Raw genomic sequence first — 18,030 nt, forward strand, 5'->3', positions numbered from 1 at the left:
GAGCCGTGGGGGCGTTCATGACGACGTCTCCTTCGTCGAAGCGTCCGCTGTTCGCGTCTTGTTCTGCTCGAGCAGTTCGCCGGCGGTGACCTCACGGATCGAGGCCGCGTTCGACGAGCGGGTGAAGAGCCCCTTCACGGCCGGGATGATGCCGTCCGGCATGAAGAGCACGACGATGCCGAGCAGGATGCCGGTGGCGATGAGGTGGAACTGCGTGTCTCCGAACTCGAGCTTGAAGTACTCGAGGGCGACCCCGACCACGACAGCGCCGAGCAGCGGGCCGAAGAGGTTCCGCACCCCGCCGAGCAGCGCCATGAGCACCATGTAGGAGCCGATGAGGATCGAGAACTGGAAGATCGGATCCAGGTCGCCGAACCACAGCGCGTACAGACCGCCTCCGAGCGCTACGAAGAGCGCGGACAGGACGTAGGCGATCAGCTTGTACCGCGTGGTCGGAACACCGAGCGACTGCGCCTTGTCCTCGTCTTCGCGGACCGACTTGAGCGCTGTGCCGAACTTGGACCGATCGATGATCCACCACACCACCAGCGCGAACGCCAGGAGTCCCGCGAACAGGTAGTAGAAGATGCGGTGGTGCTCCGGCCGCAGAACGTCGAACGGACGCGGGACGTTCAGGCCCTCGGATCCACCGGTCACGTCGCGCCAGCTCTGGAACACCAGAAGCATGATCAGCACGAAGGCGATCGAGACGATCACGAAGGACGCACCGCGGACGCGAAGGGCGGCGATGCCGATCGGGATCGCGATGATCGCCACGACCACGGCTGCCACGATCCAGGCGAGGAATCCGGGAAGGTCGAGGAACTTGATCAGCAGACCGGTGCCGTAGGCGCCGAGCCCGAAGTACGCGGCGTGTCCGAGGGAGATGTATCCCGTGAACCCGCCCATGAAGTTCCACCCCGTCGACAGCACGGCGTAGTTGAGGATCACCACGCCCGCCGAGAGGATGTACGGGTTCGGGGCGATCGTGGGGAAAGAGAGGACGAGCGCGGCTCCGACGACGAGGAGGACGAGTTTCACCCACGTCGTCGACTTTCTCCGCACGGGAGCGGGTGGCGCGATCACGACCGTCTCGGTGGCGATCGGCTCTCTGCTAGAAACGCTGGGCAAGACGACCTCCGAAGAAACCTTGCGGACGGAACATGAGCGTGGCGAAGAGCGCGACGTAGAAGACCGTCTGCGCCCAGGTCGGCCCCAGCGGAAGCTGGAGCAGGCTCTGCGCGACGCCGAGGATGAGCGCCGCGATCGCGGCACCGGGGATGCTGCCGAGCCCTCCGACGACGATGATCGCCATGAGCGGTCCGATCCAGTGCCAGTGGAGCGAGGGGTAGATCGTGGCATCGAGTGAGAGCGCGGTGCCGCCGATCGCCGCCGTCGCGAGTCCGAGACCGAACCCGTAGCCGGCGACACGATCGGTGTTGATGCCGACCAGCCGTGCGGCTTCCGGATGCTGGATGGTCGCCCGCAGCGCCTGACCGAACTTCGTGTACTTGAGCAGGACGAAGAGGAGAGCGAGGGCCACGGCCGCCAGACCGAAGGCGATGAGCTTGACCACCGGCACCTGCGCGCCGAACACCTCGAGGCTGGCGCTGGCGTACGGCAGCGGGATGCGCCGCTGGGTACCGGTGAAGAAGAACCCGAGCGCTCCCTCGATGATCAGCGCCACCGCGAACGTGAGCAGCACCGACATCATGGTCAGCGTCAAGGGCTTGAGCCTCGACACCAGCAGCCGCTGCATCACCACACCGGTCACGAAGAACAGGGGCACCGTGACGACGAGCGACACGAGCGGATCGATCCCGGTTTCCCTGTTGAACCACCACGCGAGGTAGGCGGCCAGGATGAGGAAGGCCGAGTGCGCGATCATGACCACGCGCATGATCCCGAAGTACAGCGTGAGCCCGGCCGCCAGGAGGGCGTAGAGCCCTCCCAGCAGGACACCGAGGATCAGGCTTTGCAGCAGCAGTGCTCCACTCACGATGTGCGGATCACCACGTCGGCTTCGGGTAGAGGAACTCGGCTTCCTTGACGTCCTCGGGGAGGACGATCAGGATCTCGCCGTCGATCCACTGCTGGATCAGGTGCGCACCCGTGGGCTTGCCGGTCTCATCCCAGCTGAGTTCTCCGACGACCGTGTCGACGGAGTTGTCCCGCAGCCAATCGATGAGCTCCTGCTGGCAGTCCCCCTGCTCGGCGCAGCCGACGGCCTCGACCGCGGCCGCGACGACCTGACCGGTCGTGTAGGCATTGGCTTCGTCCTCAGACGGCGGGTTGCCGTGCATCTCGGTGTACTTCTCGACGAACTCGATGTTGCTGGGGAACTGGGACTTCGGCGAGTACCCCGTGGGGGCGAGGATGCCTTCGGTCGCACCACCGATCGCGGCGGCGAACTCCGGATTCGTCGGAGCGGTCGAGAACGCCGCGAGCTCCGGCTGATAATTCAGCTGCTGCAGCGCGATGATGAGGTTGACGGCATCCTGATACTGCGTGCCGCCGATCACGATGTCGGCGTCCGACTGCGCGATCTTCGCGGCGATCGTGGAGAAGTCCGTGGTGTTCGGCGGGTAGACCTCGTTCACGAGGATCTCGACGCCGGCCTCTTCGAGCTTGTCCCGGAGTCCGTAGGCGGTGCCCTGGGCGAAGGGGTCGTCCATGGCCGCGACCGCGGCCGTCTCCGGCCTCTGGTCCTCAGGAAGTGCCAGCAGATAGTCCGCGAGGTTGTTGTAGTGGTCGTTCGCGATGGCCGGTGCCGCGTAGAAGAGATTGTCGAAACCCTGCTCGAAGACCTCCTCGGCAGCGCCGGCCGGCTCGACGAACAACATCCCGTACTCCTGCGCGACGCGCGCCGAGGGCACGACCAGTCGCGTCGAGAACGGACCGAACACCAGGTCGACTCCGTCCTGGGCGATCAGCGACTCGTAGTCCGAGACCACCCGGTCGGCATTGGACTGATCGTCGAGGATCTTCAACTCGACCTGACGGCCCAGGAGACCCCCGCTCTCGTTCACGATGTCGCGCCAGGCCTCGTAGCCTCGCTCGACACCCTTGCCCGGTTCGGAGAAGTCGCCGGTGAGCGGCAGCGAGATGCCGATGACGATGGGATCGTCCGAGCCACCTCCCTCCGCCTCATCGCCGGGGGCCGAGCAGGCCGAAACCGTGAGCGCGGCGATCGACAGCGTCCCGATCGCCGCAGCGATCCGTCGACCGTGTCTGGGTGCAGTCATCCGAGTCTCCTACGTCATCGTAGCGAAAGCGCTTTCGTAAGCGCTTCCGCCACTATAGTGGGATCGAAGAACGAAGAGCAACCTACCTCGCAATCAGCGTTGATCTTGCTCCACAGGGGGAGGTTTCGTGAAGCGTGAAGGCGCGCCACGACTCATTGATGTGGCCGAAGCCGCAGGGGTCTCCCTCGCGAGTGCGTCGCGGGCGATGACGGGCGGACCGGGGATATCGCCCGAGGTCGCCGAACACGTGAGAACGGTCGCTAATCGGCTCGGCTACGAACCGAACATGCACGCGCGAGGACTCGCCGGCGGCCTCGTCCCGACGATCGGCCTGGTCGTGCACGAGATCGGCGACCCCTACTTCTCGGACATCGCGAGTGGTGTGATCCGCAGCGCGACGCTCGAGAACCGCTCCGTGCAGATCGCACAAGCCGACCGCACGCCCGACAGCGAGCTCGCTCAGGTCAAATCCCTGCTGCGCCAGCGCGTGGGATCCATCATCATCGCCGGCTCCGGCTACGCCGACCACCGCCGCGAGCTGGGCATGTCCGAAGCCCTGTTGGACTTCACCCTCGCCGGTGGCCGTGCCGCCGTCATCGGTCGACACCACCTTCCGGTCGACGCCGTGCTCCCCGACAACCACCGCGCCGGTATCTCCGTTGGCCGTCACCTCGCCGAGCTGGGACACCGCCGCATCGGCGTCGTCGCCGGGCCCCTGGACCTCAACACGGTCGCCGACCGCATCGCGGGCCTGCGCGAAGGCACCGCCGACACCGACGTCGAACTCACCGTGGTCTCGCAGGAGTTCACCCGGGAGGGCGGCATCGCGGGGGCCAGAGCCCTGCTCGATCGGGACGTGACGGCCATCGTGGGTCTCAACGACGCCATGGCCATCGGCATTCTCAGCGAACTGCGCCAGCACGGCATCCGCGTGCCGGAAGAGATGTCGGTGGTCGGCTTCGACGACATCGCCGTCGCACCGGATGTCGCGCCCGCGCTCACCACCGCGCGGATCCCGATGTTCGAGATGGGGCAGCACGCGGTCTCGCTCATCCTTCGCCCGGCGAGCGATGAGGCCCGTACGATCACGACCGCGCACGAGCTCATCATCCGTCAGTCCTCCGGCCCGCCCCGGAACTGACCCCCGCTCCGCCCCCACTTCGGTCGCTCCGGTCGCGATATGACAGTCTCCGGGCCACTTCTGGCTGCCATATCGCGACCGGAACCTTGAGGGAGGGGGCTCAGGAGCTGCCGGCGGTCGACGCCTCCAGCTTCTCCATGACCTGGTTGATCGTGAACGACGCCGATTCCTGCCGGGCCGGGAATTCCACGAGGGACTGCAGCATCCGCGCCACGTACGCCTGCGCCGGCACGAACAGGAAGACCCGGTCGAGCACCCAGTCCCAGTAGGTGTTCGACGTGATGTCCGCCCGCTCGTAGGGATCCGTGCGGAGGTTGAACAGCTTCGGGAATCGCAGTTCGATGTACGGTTCCTGCCAGATCTGCAGGGTCCCGGAGGCGCGCTGCTCGAGGAACACGAGCTTCCAGTTGTCGAAGCGCAGTGCGGTGAGGTCGCCGTCATCCGAGACGTAGAAGAAGTGTCGGCGCGGACTCTGATCGACGGCACCGGTGATGTAGTCGAGCTGGTTGTTGCCATCGAGGTGCACCGTGAACTCGGTCCCGTGCAGTTCCGTGCCCGACTTCAGCCGCTCCGCGATGTCCGTGTCGCCCGCAGCCGCGAGCAGGGTCACGAACCAGTCATTGTGGCTCACGATCCCGTTGAGCGTCGTCCCGGCCGGGATGCGACCCGGCCAGCGGACCATCGCGGGCACGCGGTAGGCGCCCTCCCAGTTCGAGTTCTTCTCGTTGCGGAACGGCGTCATGCCGGCATCCGGCCAGCTGTTCATATGCGGACCGTTGTCGGTGGAATACATGACGATCGTGTTCTCGGCCAGTCCCAGCTCGTCCAGGAGGTCGAGCAGACTGCCCACGACGCCGTCGTGATCGATCATCGTGTCGTGGTACTCCGACTGCCAGCGTCCGGCCTGCCCCTTGCTCTCTTCCTTGGTGTGGGTGCGGAAGTGCATGTGGGTGGAGTTGAACCAGACGAAGAAGGGGGTGTCGTCGTCCGCCTGCGTGCGGATGAAGTCCGCCGCCGCATCGCGGAACTCCTCGTCGACCGTCTCCATGCGCTTCTTGGTGAGCGGTCCGGTGTCTTCGATCCGCTGTGTTCCGTCGGCGTTCGCCCAGCTGTGGAGCACACCACGCGGGCGGAACTTCTCGCTGAAGCCGGGGAACTCCTCGTCGGTCGGGTAATCCGGATGCTCGGGCTCCTCCTCCGCGTTCAGGTGGTACAGGTTGCCGAAGAACTCGTCGAAGCCGTGCGCGGTGGGCAGGTGCTCGTCTCGATCTCCGAGGTGGTTCTTGCCGAACTGCCCCGTGGCGTAGCCGTGATGCTTGAGCGCGTCCGCGATCGTGGGGTCTTCGGGCTGGAGGCCCAGCTTCGCGCCGGGCATCCCCACCTTGGTGAGTCCGGTCCGATAGGGGTTCTGTCCGGTGATGAAGGCCGCACGTCCCGCCGTGCAGCTCTGCTCGCCGTAGTAGTCGGTGAACTTCACGCCCTCATCGGCGATCCGATCGATGTTCGGCGTCCGATAGCCCATCAGACCGTCGGAATACGTGCTCAGGTTGCTGATGCCGATGTCATCGCCCCAGATGATGAGGATGTTGGGCTTCTCGGCCATGGGTGACTCCTTGCTTCAACCGGTGAGAGGGGGCGGATGCCCGTGATCGAAGCCAAACAGGTCACCGACCTGAAGCCCAGTGACGCCTCACTCGGAGCGGGTGAGGCGGAAGCCGATGTGCGACATGCCCGTGTCCTCCGCCTGCGGCGAGCGCGCGGCAGGCCGGAACCGCAGGCAGTAGTCCGGCGAGCACAGGTGGGATCCACCTTTGAGCACGCGACGGGGGATGCCGGGGAAGCCTTCCTGCGCGCTCGCTGCGGCGAGGAGGTTCGTCCGCTTCCCCGCATCGACCGGGGTGTCGGAGAGCCGCAGGTGCCGCGGGGTGTAGAAGTCGGTCGTCCACTCCCAGACGTTGGCGATCATGTCATACAGGCCGTAGCCGTTCGGCGGATAGGAGCCGACGGGCGCTGTGCCGCCGACACCCTGGTTGTCGTAGGGGAAACGACCGAGCCAGGAGTTCGCTTGGGCGACGCCGCCCGGGTACGGCTCGTCCCCCCACGCGAACGGCGCGCCTTCCAGGCCGCCGCGCGCCGCGTACTCGTGCTCGGCTTCCGTGGGCAGCCGCATCCCGACCCAGTCCGCGTATGCCACCGCGTCCTCGAACGCGACGTGCACGACCGGATGCTGCATCCGGTCCTCGATAGACGAGTCCGGCCCGAACGGTCGACGCCAGAAGGCTCCGGGCTGCCAACGCCACCAGTTGCGCCAGTCCCCGAGATTCGTCGGCCCCGAGGTCGGCGTGAAGACCATCGCTCCGGGGACGAGGTCGGCAGGGTCGGCGCCCGGAAACGCGGCCGGATCGAGCTCCCTTTCAGCGACGGTCACGTACCCCGTCTCGTCCACGAACTCGGCGTACTGCGCGTTGGTCACCGGATAGCGGTCGACGAAGAACGAGGCGACCTCACGCTCGTGCACCGGGCGTTCATCGGGGTAGAAGTCCTCTGACCCCATCAGGAACGTGCCGCCCGGGATGTGGACCATGTCGCGCGAGTTCGTCACGTGACTCAGCGTAGTGTCCGACTCTCCGCGGCTGCAGGGGTGTTCTCGGAGGGGGTGTCAGATGACGCGGGCGGTCATCCATGCGAGTTCGGCGGCACCCAACAGCAGGCGGTCTGCCGCGAGGGAGGCGGGGAGGATGCGCAGTCCCTCTGCGTTCTCGGTCATCGCTCGAGCTGCCACGTCCGCGGCGAAGCCCTCCACGTCGACGCTCGCGAGGAGGGCGAGGAATCCGCCGAGGACGACGACGGAGGGGTTCAGGATGTTGACGGCGTCGGCGATCGCCTGCGCGAGGAAGGCCCGCTGGCGGGAGCACTCGGCGCGGACGGCGTCCTCCTCGGTAGCCGCGGCGAGCGCGCTGGCGAGCGTCGCCTCGTCTGCCACCGCGAGACCGAGCGCCGCCAGCAACCGCGCCCTGCTGACGACGTCTTCCAGGACCGCATCGGAGGAGACGTCGACGCGGTTCTGGCCGAACTCACCGGCGAATCCGCCCACACCGCCCACCGGCGCCCCGTGCACGATGATCCCCCCGCCGATGCCGGAAGGGCCGCCGTTGAGGTAGACGAGATTGTCCACGCCCTGGGCGGCACCGAACAGGTGCTCGGCGAGCGCACCGAGACTTGCATCGTTGCCCACCGCCACCGGGAGCCCGGTCGCCGCGGCGATGGATGCACGCAGCGGCAGATCGGTCCATCCCAGGTGCGGCGCATTGCGCACGAGTCCGTCCGCGGCACGCACCAGACCGGGCACCGCCACCCCCACCGCGATCACGCGCATCCCTGCGAGCGCACCGCGTGTCCAGCGGTCGATCACTCCGGCGACGAGGGGCGCCACCTCGTCCGCACCGAGCAGCGAGGTCGACTCGATCCGTTCCCGCACCGCGATCGTGCGCGCGAGGTCGATCGCTGCGATCTCGACCGCGTCGACCTCGGGGTTCACGGCGATCACGACCGTCGTCGGAGCTGCGGCGACCACGGGCGACGGGCGCCCCACCCGGCCCACCGGTCCCGGCTCGCGCTCGACGACCCAGCCGTCACCGGCGAGTTCTGCGACGAGGTCCGCGATGGTCGAGCGGTTCAGTCCGGTCGCGGCGGTCAGCTGGGCGCGCGACTGCTCGCCGCCCAGATGGACGAGACGGAGCACACGGGCGAGGTTGCCGGCACGCACCCCGCCGTTCGCGTCCTTGGCGGCGGCGCCCTCCCCGGGTTCGGTCACGTGGTCCTCGCATTCCCGCTCGGTGTCTCAGTCTAGGAGGCTGGACATCCTGCTCTTCTCCGTATAAGTTGCTGTCAACAACATATACGCGCACGCCGCCGTGCGCCCGTGCGAAGGAGCATCATGAGCCTCACCCCGACCCGCGCCGACAAGTTCTCGTTCGGTCTCTGGACCGTCGGATACAACGGCTCCGACCCCTTCGGCGGTCCGACGCGTCCGGCCCTCGACGTCGTGCACGCCGTCGAGAAGCTGGCGGAACTCGGCGCCTACGGTCTCACCTTCCACGATGACGACCTCTTCGCCTTCGGGTCGACGGATGCCGAGCGCCAGACGCAGATCGACCGCCTCAAGGGCGCGCTCGCCGACACGGGTCTCGTCGTGCCGATGGTCACCACGAACCTGTTCAGCGCCCCCGTCTTCAAGGACGGCGGCTTCACCTCGAACGACCGCCAGGTGCGCCGCTTCGCGCTGCGCAAGGTGTTCCGTCAGCTCGACCTGGGCGCAGAGCTCGGTGCGCGCACGTTCGTCATGTGGGGTGGCCGCGAGGGCGCGGAGTACGACTCGGCGAAAGACGTGCGTGCCGCGCTGGAGCGCTACCGGGAGGCCGTCAACCTGCTCGGCGACTACGTGACCGACAAGGGCTACGACATCCGGTTCGCGATCGAGCCGAAGCCGAACGAGCCGCGCGGCGACATCCTGCTCCCCACCCTCGGCCACGCGATCGCGTTCATCGACTCCCTGGAGCGCCCCGAGCTCGTCGGCGTCAACCCCGAGGTCGGACACGAGCAGATGGCGGGTCTCAACTTCACGGCCAGCATCGCCCAGGCTCTGTACCACGGCAAGCTCTTCCACATCGACCTCAACGGCCAGCGCGGCATCAAGTACGACCAGGACCTCGTGTTCGGCCACGGCGACCTGCACAACGCCTTCTCCCTGGTGGACCTGCTCGAGAACGGCGGCCCGAACGGCGTGCCCGCCTACGAAGGCCCCCGTCACTTCGACTACAAGCCCTCTCGCACGGAGGACGAGACGGGAGTCTGGGACTCGGCTGCCGCCAACATGCGGACCTACCTGCTGCTGAAGGAGCGTGCTGCGGCCTTCCGCGCCGACCCCGAGGTGCAGGAGGCGCTGGCCGCCGCGAAGGTCGCCGTACTCTCGACGCCGACCCTCGACGAGGGCGAGTCCTACGACGCCTTCCTGGCCGACCGCAGCGCCTACGAGGAGTTCGATGCCGACGCCTACCTCGGCGGCAAGGGCTTCGGGTTCGTCCGCCTCCAGCAGCTCGCGACCGAGCACCTGCTGGGCGCCCGGTGATCGGCTGATGGCGCTCGTCCTCGGCGTCGATTCGTCGACGCAGGCATGCAAGGTCGTCGTCGTCGACGCCGAGACGGGAGCGGTGGTGCGCAGCGGTCGCGCCCCTCATCCCGACGGCACCTCGGTCGATCCTGAAGCGTGGTGGTCCGCACTGACCGCCGCGATCGAGGCTGCCGGGGGTCTCGACGACGTCACGGCGTGGGCCATCGGCGGGCAACAGCATGGGATGGTGGCGCTCGACGCCTCGGGCGCCGTCATCCGCGATGCGCTGCTCTGGAACGACACGCGCTCCGCGGAGGCAGCGGCCGACCTCGTCGCCGAGTTCGGTGCGCAGGAGCTGGCCGAGCGCACGAACGTGATGCCGGTGGCGTCGTTCACGATCTCGAAGCTGCGCTGGCTGCGCGACCACGAACCCGAGAACGCGGCTCGCGTGGCGGCGGTCGCCCTCCCCCACGACTGGCTGACGTGGCGACTCCGCGGCTACGGACCGGCAGGCGCCGAAAGCGCGCCTCTCGGACCCGCGCTGGATCAGCTCGTCACCGACCGCTCCGATGCATCCGGCACCGGATACTGGAACCCCACGACCGGAGGCTACGATCGCGAGCTGCTGATCGCAGCCCTCGGACACGACGTCCTGCTGCCGCGCGTGCTCGGTGCGGACGAATCCGTGGAGGATGCGAGCGGTCGCAGGGTCGGGCCGGGGGCAGGCGACAACGCGGCGGCCGCACTCGGACTCGGCGCGGGCCCCGGCGACGTCGTGGTCTCGATCGGCACCAGCGGCACGGTCTTCGCGGTGAGCGCGGAGCCCTCCGCCGACCCGTCCGGCATCATCTCGGGGTTCGCGTCGGCCGACGGCCACTTCCTCCCCCTGGTCTGCACGCTCAATGCGGCACGGGTGCTCGACGTCACGGCGGCCCTGCTCGGAGTCGACCATGACGAGCTCAGCAGGTTGGCTCTGTCGGCGTCGGCCGGAGCGGCAGGACTCTCGCTCGTCCCCTACTTCGAGGGTGAGCGCACCCCGAACCTGCCCGATGCCACGGCGACCCTCAGCGGCATGACCCTCGCCTCGACCACGCGCGAGAACCTGGCGCGCGCCGCGGTGGAGGGCATGCTCTCGGGGCTCCGCGCAGGACTCGACGCCCTGCGGGAGGCGGGAGTGCCGCTGCGGCGAGCGCTGTTGATCGGCGGCGGGGCGCAGTCGGAGGCCGTGCGGGAGATCGCGCCGCAGGTGTTCGGCATCCCCGTCGAGGTGCCGGCCGCGGGCGAGTACGTCGCCCTGGGCGCTGCCCGTCAGGCCGCCGCGCTGCTCTGACCCGCCCCTTCACGTCCGCATCCCGTCCTCCACCCGTCCCGTCCTCCACAGCCGATCCGCGTCCCGTCCTCCACCCGTCCCGTCCTCCACAACCGGTTCCGTTGGCGCACCCACCCAACGCTCCGGTCGCGATATGTCAGCCTTTTCGGCTCCTAGCGCTGACATATCGCGACCGGAGGGGATGAAACCCTGGGGAGAGCCGTCCACGCGGCACGCGTCCGGTGCCAGCGTCGAGGAATGGGACGCACACGAGACCCCCTTCCTCCGAACCTTGGCGACACTTTCTGTCTGCGCGAGGCGCACCGCGCGGGGGTCGGACGAGGCCGACTCAGCGGTGACGATCTGGAGCGCCCGTTCCCGGCCGTACGGCGGCGACTCCCTCCAGACCGCTCAGAACAGCCGGACCCGTACCGACGCCAACGGGATGCGCGTGTCACCGCCGCCCGGGCCTACGCCCACCGCATGCACGAGCGGCAGCACATCAGCCATGAATCGGCGGCTGCGCTCTGGGGTGCTCCCTTGCCCCTGACCCGCACCCTGGAGGGGGCTGTCGCGGAGGCGGACGCGCTCGGCGTGCATGTCACCACGATCGGCACGGGCCCACTATCCCGGGTCCGCGGCGTGGTCAGGCATCGCGGGAAGGAGGATCGCACGGCCACGACGCACCTCGAGGGCATCCGTCTCTCGGATCCCGCGACCACCTGGGCCACTCTCGGCCGACTGCCCATCTTCGATCTCGTCGCACTCGGCGACTACTTCTGCCGCGCCTGGCGCTCCGGTCATGGTCGCCCTACACCGGGACGGGCACCGCTAACGACGATCGCTGAGCTCGAAGCTGCCCTGAGCACAGGTCGCCGTGTCGGAATCCGCAACCTGAGGGAAGCGCTCCCGCTGATCCGCGAGGACTCCTGGTCGCCGCGTGAGAGTCGGGTGCGCTGCCTCCTGGTCCAGGCCGGACTGCCGGAGCCCGAGCTCAACGTCGACATCTTCGAGGATGGTGTCTTCCTGGCCTGCGGTGACCTCGTCTACCGCCGATACCGGGTGCTCATCGAGTACCACGGCATGATGCACGGCGCGCAGTGGGCGGCGGACGTCGAGCGTGCCGCGGCGCTGCGTGCGGCGGGGTGGACGGTGATCGAGGTGACGGCGCCTCTGCTCGCTCGGCCCGAGGTGCTCGTGCATCGCGTACGTGCCGCCCTTCGCTCCGGTCGCGGAATGGCACCGAATTGAGCCGGGAGCCATGCGTTTTCGCGACCGGAGGCCGCTGGACGTTAGATCCCGAAGATCCGCCACGAGGCGGCGTGCGCCTCACCCGGCGCCAGGGTCACCAGGTCGACGCCGGAGTTGAAGGCATCGGGAGGACACGTCATCGGTTCGACCGCGAGCCCGATGCGATGGGTCGACGCAACGGCGGGGGTGTCGGCGGTATGCACCTGCACCCACGGGCACCGCCGGTCCCACGCGATCCCGACGCCCTCCCCCGCCGCTGTCACGACGCGGACCTCCGCGAACTCGTCCGCACGAGCGAGCGAGGTGAACGCGTGGTCGATGAACACGTCGCCGATCCGCCTCCCCTCGCGGAAGTCCCATTCCGGGTGCTCCCTCACGGACTCCACGGTGACCGGGCTCAGCCGCTCCGGGGTCACCGTCAGCACCTCGGATGCCGGAAGGGTGAGCGTCCAGTCGTCCACGCGTCCGGGCCCGGCCACGAGGTAAGGATGCGGTCCGGTACCCCACGGCGCCGTCTCCGCACCGAGGTTGCGCGCCGTGACGGTCTGGTGCAGTCCATCGGCATAGAGGCGATAGTCGACCTCGACCTCGATGCGGAACGGGTAGCCGGCCTGAGGGTCGATCACAGCGGCCAGCGACACGCGGTCCTCCCGCACGAGGCGATCTTCGAACTCCACCCAGACGAGGAGTCCATGGAGGGCTTGGCCGCGCTCCGGTTCAGTCAGTGCCAGCTGGTGCTCGACGCCGGCGAACCGGTAGCGTCCGTCGACGATGCGGTTGGGCCAGGGAGCGAGTGTCGCCCCACGATAGGCCGGGCGCACCTCATCCGCATCGAAGGGGACAACCAGGTCGCGCCCGTCGAAGGTCAGCGTCCGGAGAGTAGCGCCGACGCTCGCGATCTCCGCCGCATAACCGTGGCCGGTGAGACGCCGCTGTCGACCGGAGCGAGGCGCCACCATCAGAGCCCCTGCGCCAGGCGGTAGTACGCCTGATTCCAGCGCACCTGCTTCTGGAACTCCGGCAGCGTCGTGCTGTCGTCGATCACCAGCAGTTCGACCTCTGCCATCTCGGCGAAGTCGCGGAACGCCTCGATGCCGACCGCGGTCGACATGACGGTGTGGTGTGCGGCTCCCGCCGTCAGCCATGCGGCGGCGCTGGTGGTGAAGTCCGGTTGGGGCTTCCAGACAGCACGCCCGACCGGGAGCTTGGGCAGCGCGGCGCGCGGTGGCACGTTCTCGACCACGTTCGCGGTGAGACGGAAACGGTCGCGCATGTCGCTGAGGGCGACGACGACCGCGGGCCCCGGGTCCGCCGTGAAGACGAGTCGCACCGGGTCGTCCTTGCCGCCGATGCCGAGCGGATGGATCTCGAGCGTGGGCTTCGCGGTGGTCAGCGACGGCGAGACCTCGAGCATGTGGGCGCCGAGGATCAGCTCGTCGCCGGGCGTCATGTCGTAGGTGTAGTCCTCCATCAGGCTCGCGCCACCGGGGAGGCCGGAGCCCATGACGTTGGCGATGCGCACGAGCACCGCGGTCTTCCAGTCTCCCTCGGCGCCGAAGCCGTAGCCCTCCGCCATCAGTCTCTGCACTGCGAGGCCGGGCAGCTGCGTCAGGGCGCCCAGATCTTCGAACGAGGTCGTGAAGGCGCCGAAGCCGCCCTCTTCCAAGAAGGACCGCAGTCCGAGCTCGATCGCGGCACCGTCGCGCAGCGAGGAATGCCGGTCGCCGCCGCGCCGGAGCTCGGGGGCAACCTCGTACAGTTCCTCGTACTCGGCGACCAGTGCGTCGATCTCACCGTCGGATGCTGCCGCGACGGCATCCGCCAGCTCGTTCACGCCCCAGGTGTTGACCTGCACGCCGAAGCGCAGTTCCGCCTCGGTCTTGTCACCCTCGGTCACGGCGACGAATCGCATGTTGTCCCCGAAACGGGCGAGCTTCAGGTCGCGGGATGCCGCCAGCCCGGCGGCCGCACGCTGCCAGGTGCCGAGCTCCCGGCGCACGCGCGGGTCGGAAGCATGCCCCACGATGGTCTTGCGCGGCACGCCCAGGCGCGCCTGGATGTATCCGAACTCACGGTCGCCGTGCGCGGCCTGGTTCAGGTTCATGAAGTCGAAGTCGATGTCGGCCCAGGGCAGCTCGACGTTCGCCTGCGTGTGCAGATGGGCGAGGGGCTTGCGCAGGGCGTCGAGGCCGGCGATCCACATCTTCGCGGGGCTGAAGGTGTGCATCCAGGCGACGAGACCGATCACCCGATCATCGGCGTTGGCTTCGAGCGCCGTGCGCTTGATGGCCGCCGCATCCGTGAGCACCGGCTTCCAGACGATGCGCACCGGGATCTCGGGGGACTCATCGAGCAGCCGGGCGATCTCCTGGGACTGCGCCGCGACCTGCGCGAGCGTCTCGGGACCGTAGAGATGCTGGCTGCCGGTCAGGAACCAGACTTCGTAGCCGTCGAGCGAGGTGGTGAGAGCCATGGGGCGTGTGCCTTTCGAGTGAAGCGCAGATGCGTCAGAGGGATGCGACGGCCGCGGCCTCGACGGCCAGGCCCGCGCGGTAGCGATCGAGGTAGGAGGCGAAGCCGGCGACGTCCGCCGGATCGGGGTCGACGACCGTGACGGATGCCGAGGCGAAGACCCGCTGGTCGAGGTATTCCCCCAGCGTGACCTCGTCGGACGCGGCGAGGTAGGAAGCGAGCACCGCGATGCCCCATGCCCCGCCTTCCGAGGCGAGGTCGCCGACCGCGACCGGAGCCGCGAGCGCCCCGGCGAGGAACCGCTGGGCGACCCCGGCGGTGCGGAACATGCCTCCGTGGGCGAGCATCCTGTCCAGCTCCACGCCCTCCGCGGTCAGCACCTGCATGCCCAGGGCGAGGGTGCCGAACACGCCGTACACCTGCGCACGCACGAAGTTGGCGAGGTGGAAGTCGCTGTCGGGCGTGCGGACGAACAGCGGTCGCCCGGCGGCGAGCCCGGCGATCGGCTCTCCGGCCAGGTGGTTGTAGGCGAGCAGCCCGCCGGCATCGGCTTCTCCTGCCAGTGCCTCGCGGAACAGCACGTCGAACACGGCGTCCTCGTCGAGAGGCTGCCCCGCTGCTGCGGCGAAGCGTCCGAACAGGCCCGCCCACGCGGCGAGCTCACTGGCCCCGTTGTTGCAGTGCACCATCGCTACGGCGTCTCCCGCCGGGGTGGTGACGAGGTCGAGTTCGTCGTGCTGCTCCGCCAGCGGGCGCTCCAGCACGACCATCGCGAAGATGCTCGTGCCGGCACTCACGTTTCCGGTGCGCGGAGCCACGGCGTTCGTCGCCACCATCCCGGTGCCGGCGTCCCCCTCGGGCGGGCAGAGGGGGATGCCCGGCCGCAGCGCTCCGGTGGGGTCGAGGAGGGCGGCACCGTCGTCGGTGAGCGTCCCTGCCGCCGCCCCCGCCACCCGCACCGCCGGGAGCAGCGCGGTCAGCGGGGTGGGAAGCCGATCGCCCGCGAGCTCGGTGTAGGACCGCAGCATCCGCTCGTCGTAGTCGGCCGTGGCCGCGTCGATCGGGAACATGCCTGAGGCGTCACCCACCCCCAGGACGCGCTCGCCGGTCAGTGCGTGATGCACGTACCCCGCGAGCGTCGTGACGAAGTCGAGGCGGGGCAGGTGCGGTTCCGCATCGATCACGGCCTGATGCAGATGCGCGATCGACCAGCGCAGCGGGATGTTCACCCCGAGAGCCCCGCGGAGCTCGGCGGCGGCGGGCCCCGTGTTCGTGTTGCGCCAGGTGCGGAACGGGACGAGCAGCTCACCGTCGGCGTCGAGGGCGAGGTAGCCGTGCATCATCGCCGAGATGCCGATCGCCCCGAACGTCTCGGGGCGGAGGCCGTGCCGCCGCTCGACGTCGTCCACGAGCCCGGCATATGCGGCTCGCAGCCCGGTCCAGACGTCGTCGAGCGCGTAGGTCCACAGGCCGTCTTCGAGGCGGTTCTCCCAGGAGAAGGTTCCGGTGGCGAGCACCTCGGCCGGGTCGGAGCCGACCAGGCAGGCTTTGATCCGCGTCGACCCCAGTTCGATGCCGAGACTCGTGCGGCCGGCGGCGATGTCGTCGCGCGCGCTCATCGCCGGGAGTCCGTGCTCTGGCCGTAGACGTGCTGGTAACGCTCGTAGAGGCTGTCGATCGCTGCCTGCGGAATCGGGATCAGGGGCCCCGCCTCCCGGGCGAGATGCACGGTGCGAGCGATGTCTTCCACCATGACCGCCGCCTTCACCGCATCCTTCGCGTCGGCGCCGATGGTGAACGGCCCGTGGTTCTGCATGAGCACCGCCCGCGACCGATGGCCGCGGAGGGTCTCGACGATGCCACGACCGATCGAGTCGTCGCCGATGATCGCGAACGGCCCGAGCGGCACGGGGCCGCCGAACTCATCGGCCATGGCGGTGATGACGCAGGGGATCTCCTCGCCGCGCGCCGCCCAGGCGACCGCATAGGGCGAGTGCGTGTGCACGACTCCGCCGACCTCCGGCATGTGCCGATAGACGTAGGCGTGCGCGGCGGTGTCGCTCGAGGGCGAGCGTTCACTGCCCTCGGTACCGGGGATCACGTTCCCGTCGAGATCGCACAGGATCATGTTCTCGGGCGCGAGGTCGTCGTAGCTCACCCCGGACGGCTTGATCACGAAGAGATCGGCACCGGGGACGCGGCCGGAGACGTTGCCTCCGGTCCAGACGACCAGCCCGTAACGGACCAGTTCGCCGTGCAGGCGAGACACATCCGCACGGACGGTGGCGATCGCCCTCTCGATGTCGGGGGCGAAGGTGGGGGCGTCGTCGCTCACGGCTACCTCGATCGTCGTGACCGGTCACTGTGACCGGTCACGGAAGTCTGTCACGGCTGCTCGGCACCCGTCAACCCGCCGCCCCGGCGAGCGCAGCACTCAGCGCGGAGGAGCGATGGAGGCGCGCGAGACCAGCACCGGCGCCACGGCGGCGAGATCGGAGGGGGCCGCGGCTCCGTCCCCGATCACCGCAGCGACAGCCCTCCGTGCCAACTCGTCGAAGTCCTGGCGCACGGTCGTGAGCGCGGGCCAGTAGTAGGCGGCGTCAGGAGTGTCGTCGAACCCGACGACACTCACGTCATCCGGGACGTCGAGCCCCGCCTCGTGCAAGGCGCTCAGCAGCCCCAGCGCCATCTGATCGTTGGCGGCGAACACCGCGGTCACGCCGGACCGTCGCACCGCTTCGACCGCGGCATGCCCCGACCCGGCCGACCAGTCCCCCGCGATCACGGGGCCGGGCGTCAGGCCACGGGCGGCGAGCTCCGCGGCGAATCCGTCGGCGCGCGACTCCGCCTCCAGCCAATCGGTCGGCCCGGCGAGGTGCGCGATCCGCGTGTGCCCGGCGTCCGCGAGCGCGGCCACCGCCAGTCGCGCACCCGCGACCTGATCCACCGACAGCCCGGTCTCACCGAGCCCGGCCGAGTGCAGGGTCACGACGGGCACCCCGATCCGGAGCGCGGCGAGTGCCTCGAGTGTCTGCGCGTGCGGGGCGACGACGACGATCCCCTCCACACCCTGCACGACGAGGTGATCGACCGCGGCGACCACGGCCTCCGCATCCGCCGCGTCGGCGAACGCGGCACTCACCCAGTAGCCGGCCTCCCGCGCCGACGCCTCGAGCGCGGCAAGACTCCGCGATGGACCGTACTGCAGGGCGTCCGACGCCAGCACCCCGAGAGTCCGGGACCGTCGGGTGCCCAGCGCCCGGGCGGCGTTGTTCATGCGGTACCCGAGCTCCGCCATGGCCGCTCGCACGCGCTCCTGCGTCTCGGGAGCGACGTCCGGGTGGTCGTTCAAGACGCGCGACACGGTCTGACGAGACACCCCGGCCCGGGCGGCGACGTCACGGACGCCGATGGATCGGCCGCGGCCGTTGCTCGTGTCACTCACGCCGACGAGTGTACGGTGTGGGCGTCCGCCGCTCCGTCGGCATGGCACCCTGGTGAC

General features: G+C 69.0%; 15 protein-coding genes. 4 read left to right on the forward strand and 11 right to left on the reverse strand.

Annotation, left to right across the window (positions count from 1 at the left end; genetic code table 11):
- Positions 1-15: 15 nt before the first annotated feature.
- The 3 genes from LRQ07_RS14630 to LRQ07_RS14640 are packed head-to-tail and all read right to left on the reverse strand — an operon-like array spanning position 16 to position 3,245.
- On the reverse strand, positions 16-1,131 hold the full coding sequence (locus LRQ07_RS14630) for a branched-chain amino acid ABC transporter permease (protein WP_232763439.1): 1,116 nt from the start codon (positions 1,129-1,131) through the stop codon (positions 16-18).
- Positions 1,115-1,999, reverse strand: coding sequence for a branched-chain amino acid ABC transporter permease (locus tag LRQ07_RS14635; RefSeq protein ID WP_047524433.1), 885 nt, complete (start codon positions 1,997-1,999; stop codon positions 1,115-1,117). Before LRQ07_RS14635 ends, LRQ07_RS14630 begins: the two co-directional genes overlap by 17 nt.
- Before the next feature lie 10 nt (positions 2,000-2,009).
- Entirely contained in the window at positions 2,010-3,245 is a 1,236-nt protein-coding gene (locus LRQ07_RS14640; protein WP_197055682.1) for an amino acid ABC transporter substrate-binding protein, read from the reverse strand.
- 160 nt (positions 3,246-3,405) lie between these two features.
- On the opposite strand from LRQ07_RS14640, the gene LRQ07_RS14645 reads away from it, so the two are divergent.
- On the forward strand, positions 3,406-4,386 hold the full coding sequence (locus LRQ07_RS14645) for a LacI family DNA-binding transcriptional regulator (RefSeq protein WP_256536446.1): 981 nt from the start codon (positions 3,406-3,408) through the stop codon (positions 4,384-4,386).
- A gap of 100 nt (positions 4,387-4,486) precedes the next feature.
- Here the strand turns inward: LRQ07_RS14645 and LRQ07_RS14650 are convergent, their stop codons facing one another.
- The 3 genes from LRQ07_RS14650 to LRQ07_RS14660 all read right to left on the reverse strand — a co-directional run bounded on the left by LRQ07_RS14650 (position 4,487) and on the right by LRQ07_RS14660 (position 8,200).
- Complete coding sequence (locus tag LRQ07_RS14650) at positions 4,487-5,989, reverse strand: arylsulfatase (RefSeq protein ID WP_232763438.1); 1,503 nt, start codon at positions 5,987-5,989, stop codon at positions 4,487-4,489.
- 87 nt (positions 5,990-6,076) lie between these two features.
- Positions 6,077-6,970, reverse strand: coding sequence for a formylglycine-generating enzyme family protein (locus tag LRQ07_RS14655; protein WP_256536447.1), 894 nt, complete (start codon positions 6,968-6,970; stop codon positions 6,077-6,079).
- Between the two features lie 75 nt (positions 6,971-7,045).
- Entirely contained in the window at positions 7,046-8,200 is a 1,155-nt protein-coding gene (locus LRQ07_RS14660) for an ROK family transcriptional regulator (RefSeq protein WP_256535042.1), read from the reverse strand.
- A 123-nt stretch (positions 8,201-8,323) separates the two neighbouring features.
- Between LRQ07_RS14660 and xylA the strand changes: the two genes are divergently transcribed.
- The 3 genes from xylA to LRQ07_RS14675 all read left to right on the forward strand — a co-directional run bounded on the left by xylA (position 8,324) and on the right by LRQ07_RS14675 (position 12,056).
- On the forward strand, positions 8,324-9,514 hold the full coding sequence (gene xylA, locus LRQ07_RS14665) for a xylose isomerase (RefSeq protein WP_256535043.1): 1,191 nt from the start codon (positions 8,324-8,326) through the stop codon (positions 9,512-9,514).
- A gap of 7 nt (positions 9,515-9,521) precedes the next feature.
- A complete protein-coding gene (xylB, locus tag LRQ07_RS14670) occupies positions 9,522-10,826 on the forward strand; it encodes a xylulokinase (RefSeq protein WP_256535044.1) in 1,305 nt (434 codons plus the stop codon).
- Between the two features lie 462 nt (positions 10,827-11,288).
- The gene (locus tag LRQ07_RS14675; protein WP_256535045.1) at positions 11,289-12,056 is read left to right on the forward strand and encodes a hypothetical protein; all 768 of its coding nucleotides are present in this window, start codon (positions 11,289-11,291) and stop codon (positions 12,054-12,056) included.
- 41 nt (positions 12,057-12,097) lie between these two features.
- Here the strand turns inward: LRQ07_RS14675 and LRQ07_RS14680 are convergent, their stop codons facing one another.
- The 5 genes from LRQ07_RS14680 to LRQ07_RS14700 form a co-directional block, all read right to left on the reverse strand.
- Positions 12,098-13,015, reverse strand: a complete 918-nt coding sequence (locus tag LRQ07_RS14680; protein ID WP_256535046.1) for an aldose 1-epimerase family protein — start codon at positions 13,013-13,015, stop codon at positions 12,098-12,100.
- Positions 13,015-14,529: an L-arabinose isomerase gene (gene araA / locus LRQ07_RS14685; protein ID WP_256535047.1), complete on the reverse strand. Its 1,515-nt coding sequence runs from the start codon at positions 14,527-14,529 to the stop codon at positions 13,015-13,017. Before araA ends, LRQ07_RS14680 begins: the two co-directional genes overlap by 1 nt.
- 34 nt (positions 14,530-14,563) lie before the next feature.
- On the reverse strand, positions 14,564-16,147 hold the full coding sequence (locus tag LRQ07_RS14690; protein WP_256535048.1) for a xylulokinase: 1,584 nt from the start codon (positions 16,145-16,147) through the stop codon (positions 14,564-14,566).
- Positions 16,144-16,863 carry an L-ribulose-5-phosphate 4-epimerase gene (locus LRQ07_RS14695; RefSeq protein ID WP_256535049.1) on the reverse strand — a complete coding sequence of 240 codons (720 nt, stop codon included), beginning with the start codon at positions 16,861-16,863 and terminating at the stop codon, positions 16,144-16,146. Before LRQ07_RS14695 ends, LRQ07_RS14690 begins: the two co-directional genes overlap by 4 nt.
- Before the next feature lie 99 nt (positions 16,864-16,962).
- Positions 16,963-17,973 (reverse strand): LacI family DNA-binding transcriptional regulator, encoded by a 1,011-nt coding sequence (locus LRQ07_RS14700; protein WP_153242897.1) that lies wholly within the window; start codon positions 17,971-17,973, stop codon positions 16,963-16,965.
- Positions 17,974-18,030: the final 57 nt, after the last annotated feature.

This window comes from Microbacterium sp. J1-1, from assembly GCF_024498615.1.
Taxonomy (GTDB): Bacteria; Actinomycetota; Actinomycetes; order Actinomycetales; family Microbacteriaceae; genus Microbacterium; species Microbacterium aurugineum.

What these genes read in the sequence shown, in the direction of transcription:
- LRQ07_RS14675 (WP_256535045.1), top strand. Translation starts at nt 11,289, where the DNA reads ATGCACGAGCGGCAGCACATCAGCCATGAATCGGCGGCTGCGCTCTGG.
- LRQ07_RS14655 (WP_256536447.1), bottom strand. Translation starts at nt 6,970, where the DNA reads ATGGTCCACATCCCGGGCGGCACGTTCCTGATGGGGTCAGAGGACTTC.
- xylA (WP_256535043.1), top strand. Translation starts at nt 8,324, where the DNA reads ATGAGCCTCACCCCGACCCGCGCCGACAAGTTCTCGTTCGGTCTCTGG.
- LRQ07_RS14650 (WP_232763438.1), bottom strand. Translation starts at nt 5,989, where the DNA reads ATGGCCGAGAAGCCCAACATCCTCATCATCTGGGGCGATGACATCGGC.
- xylB (WP_256535044.1), top strand. Translation starts at nt 9,522, where the DNA reads ATGGCGCTCGTCCTCGGCGTCGATTCGTCGACGCAGGCATGCAAGGTC.
- LRQ07_RS14680 (WP_256535046.1), bottom strand. Translation starts at nt 13,015, where the DNA reads ATGGTGGCGCCTCGCTCCGGTCGACAGCGGCGTCTCACCGGCCACGGT.
- araA (WP_256535047.1), bottom strand. Translation starts at nt 14,529, where the DNA reads ATGGCTCTCACCACCTCGCTCGACGGCTACGAAGTCTGGTTCCTGACC.
- LRQ07_RS14690 (WP_256535048.1), bottom strand. Translation starts at nt 16,147, where the DNA reads ATGAGCGCGCGCGACGACATCGCCGCCGGCCGCACGAGTCTCGGCATC.
- LRQ07_RS14640 (WP_197055682.1), bottom strand. Translation starts at nt 3,245, where the DNA reads ATGACTGCACCCAGACACGGTCGACGGATCGCTGCGGCGATCGGGACG.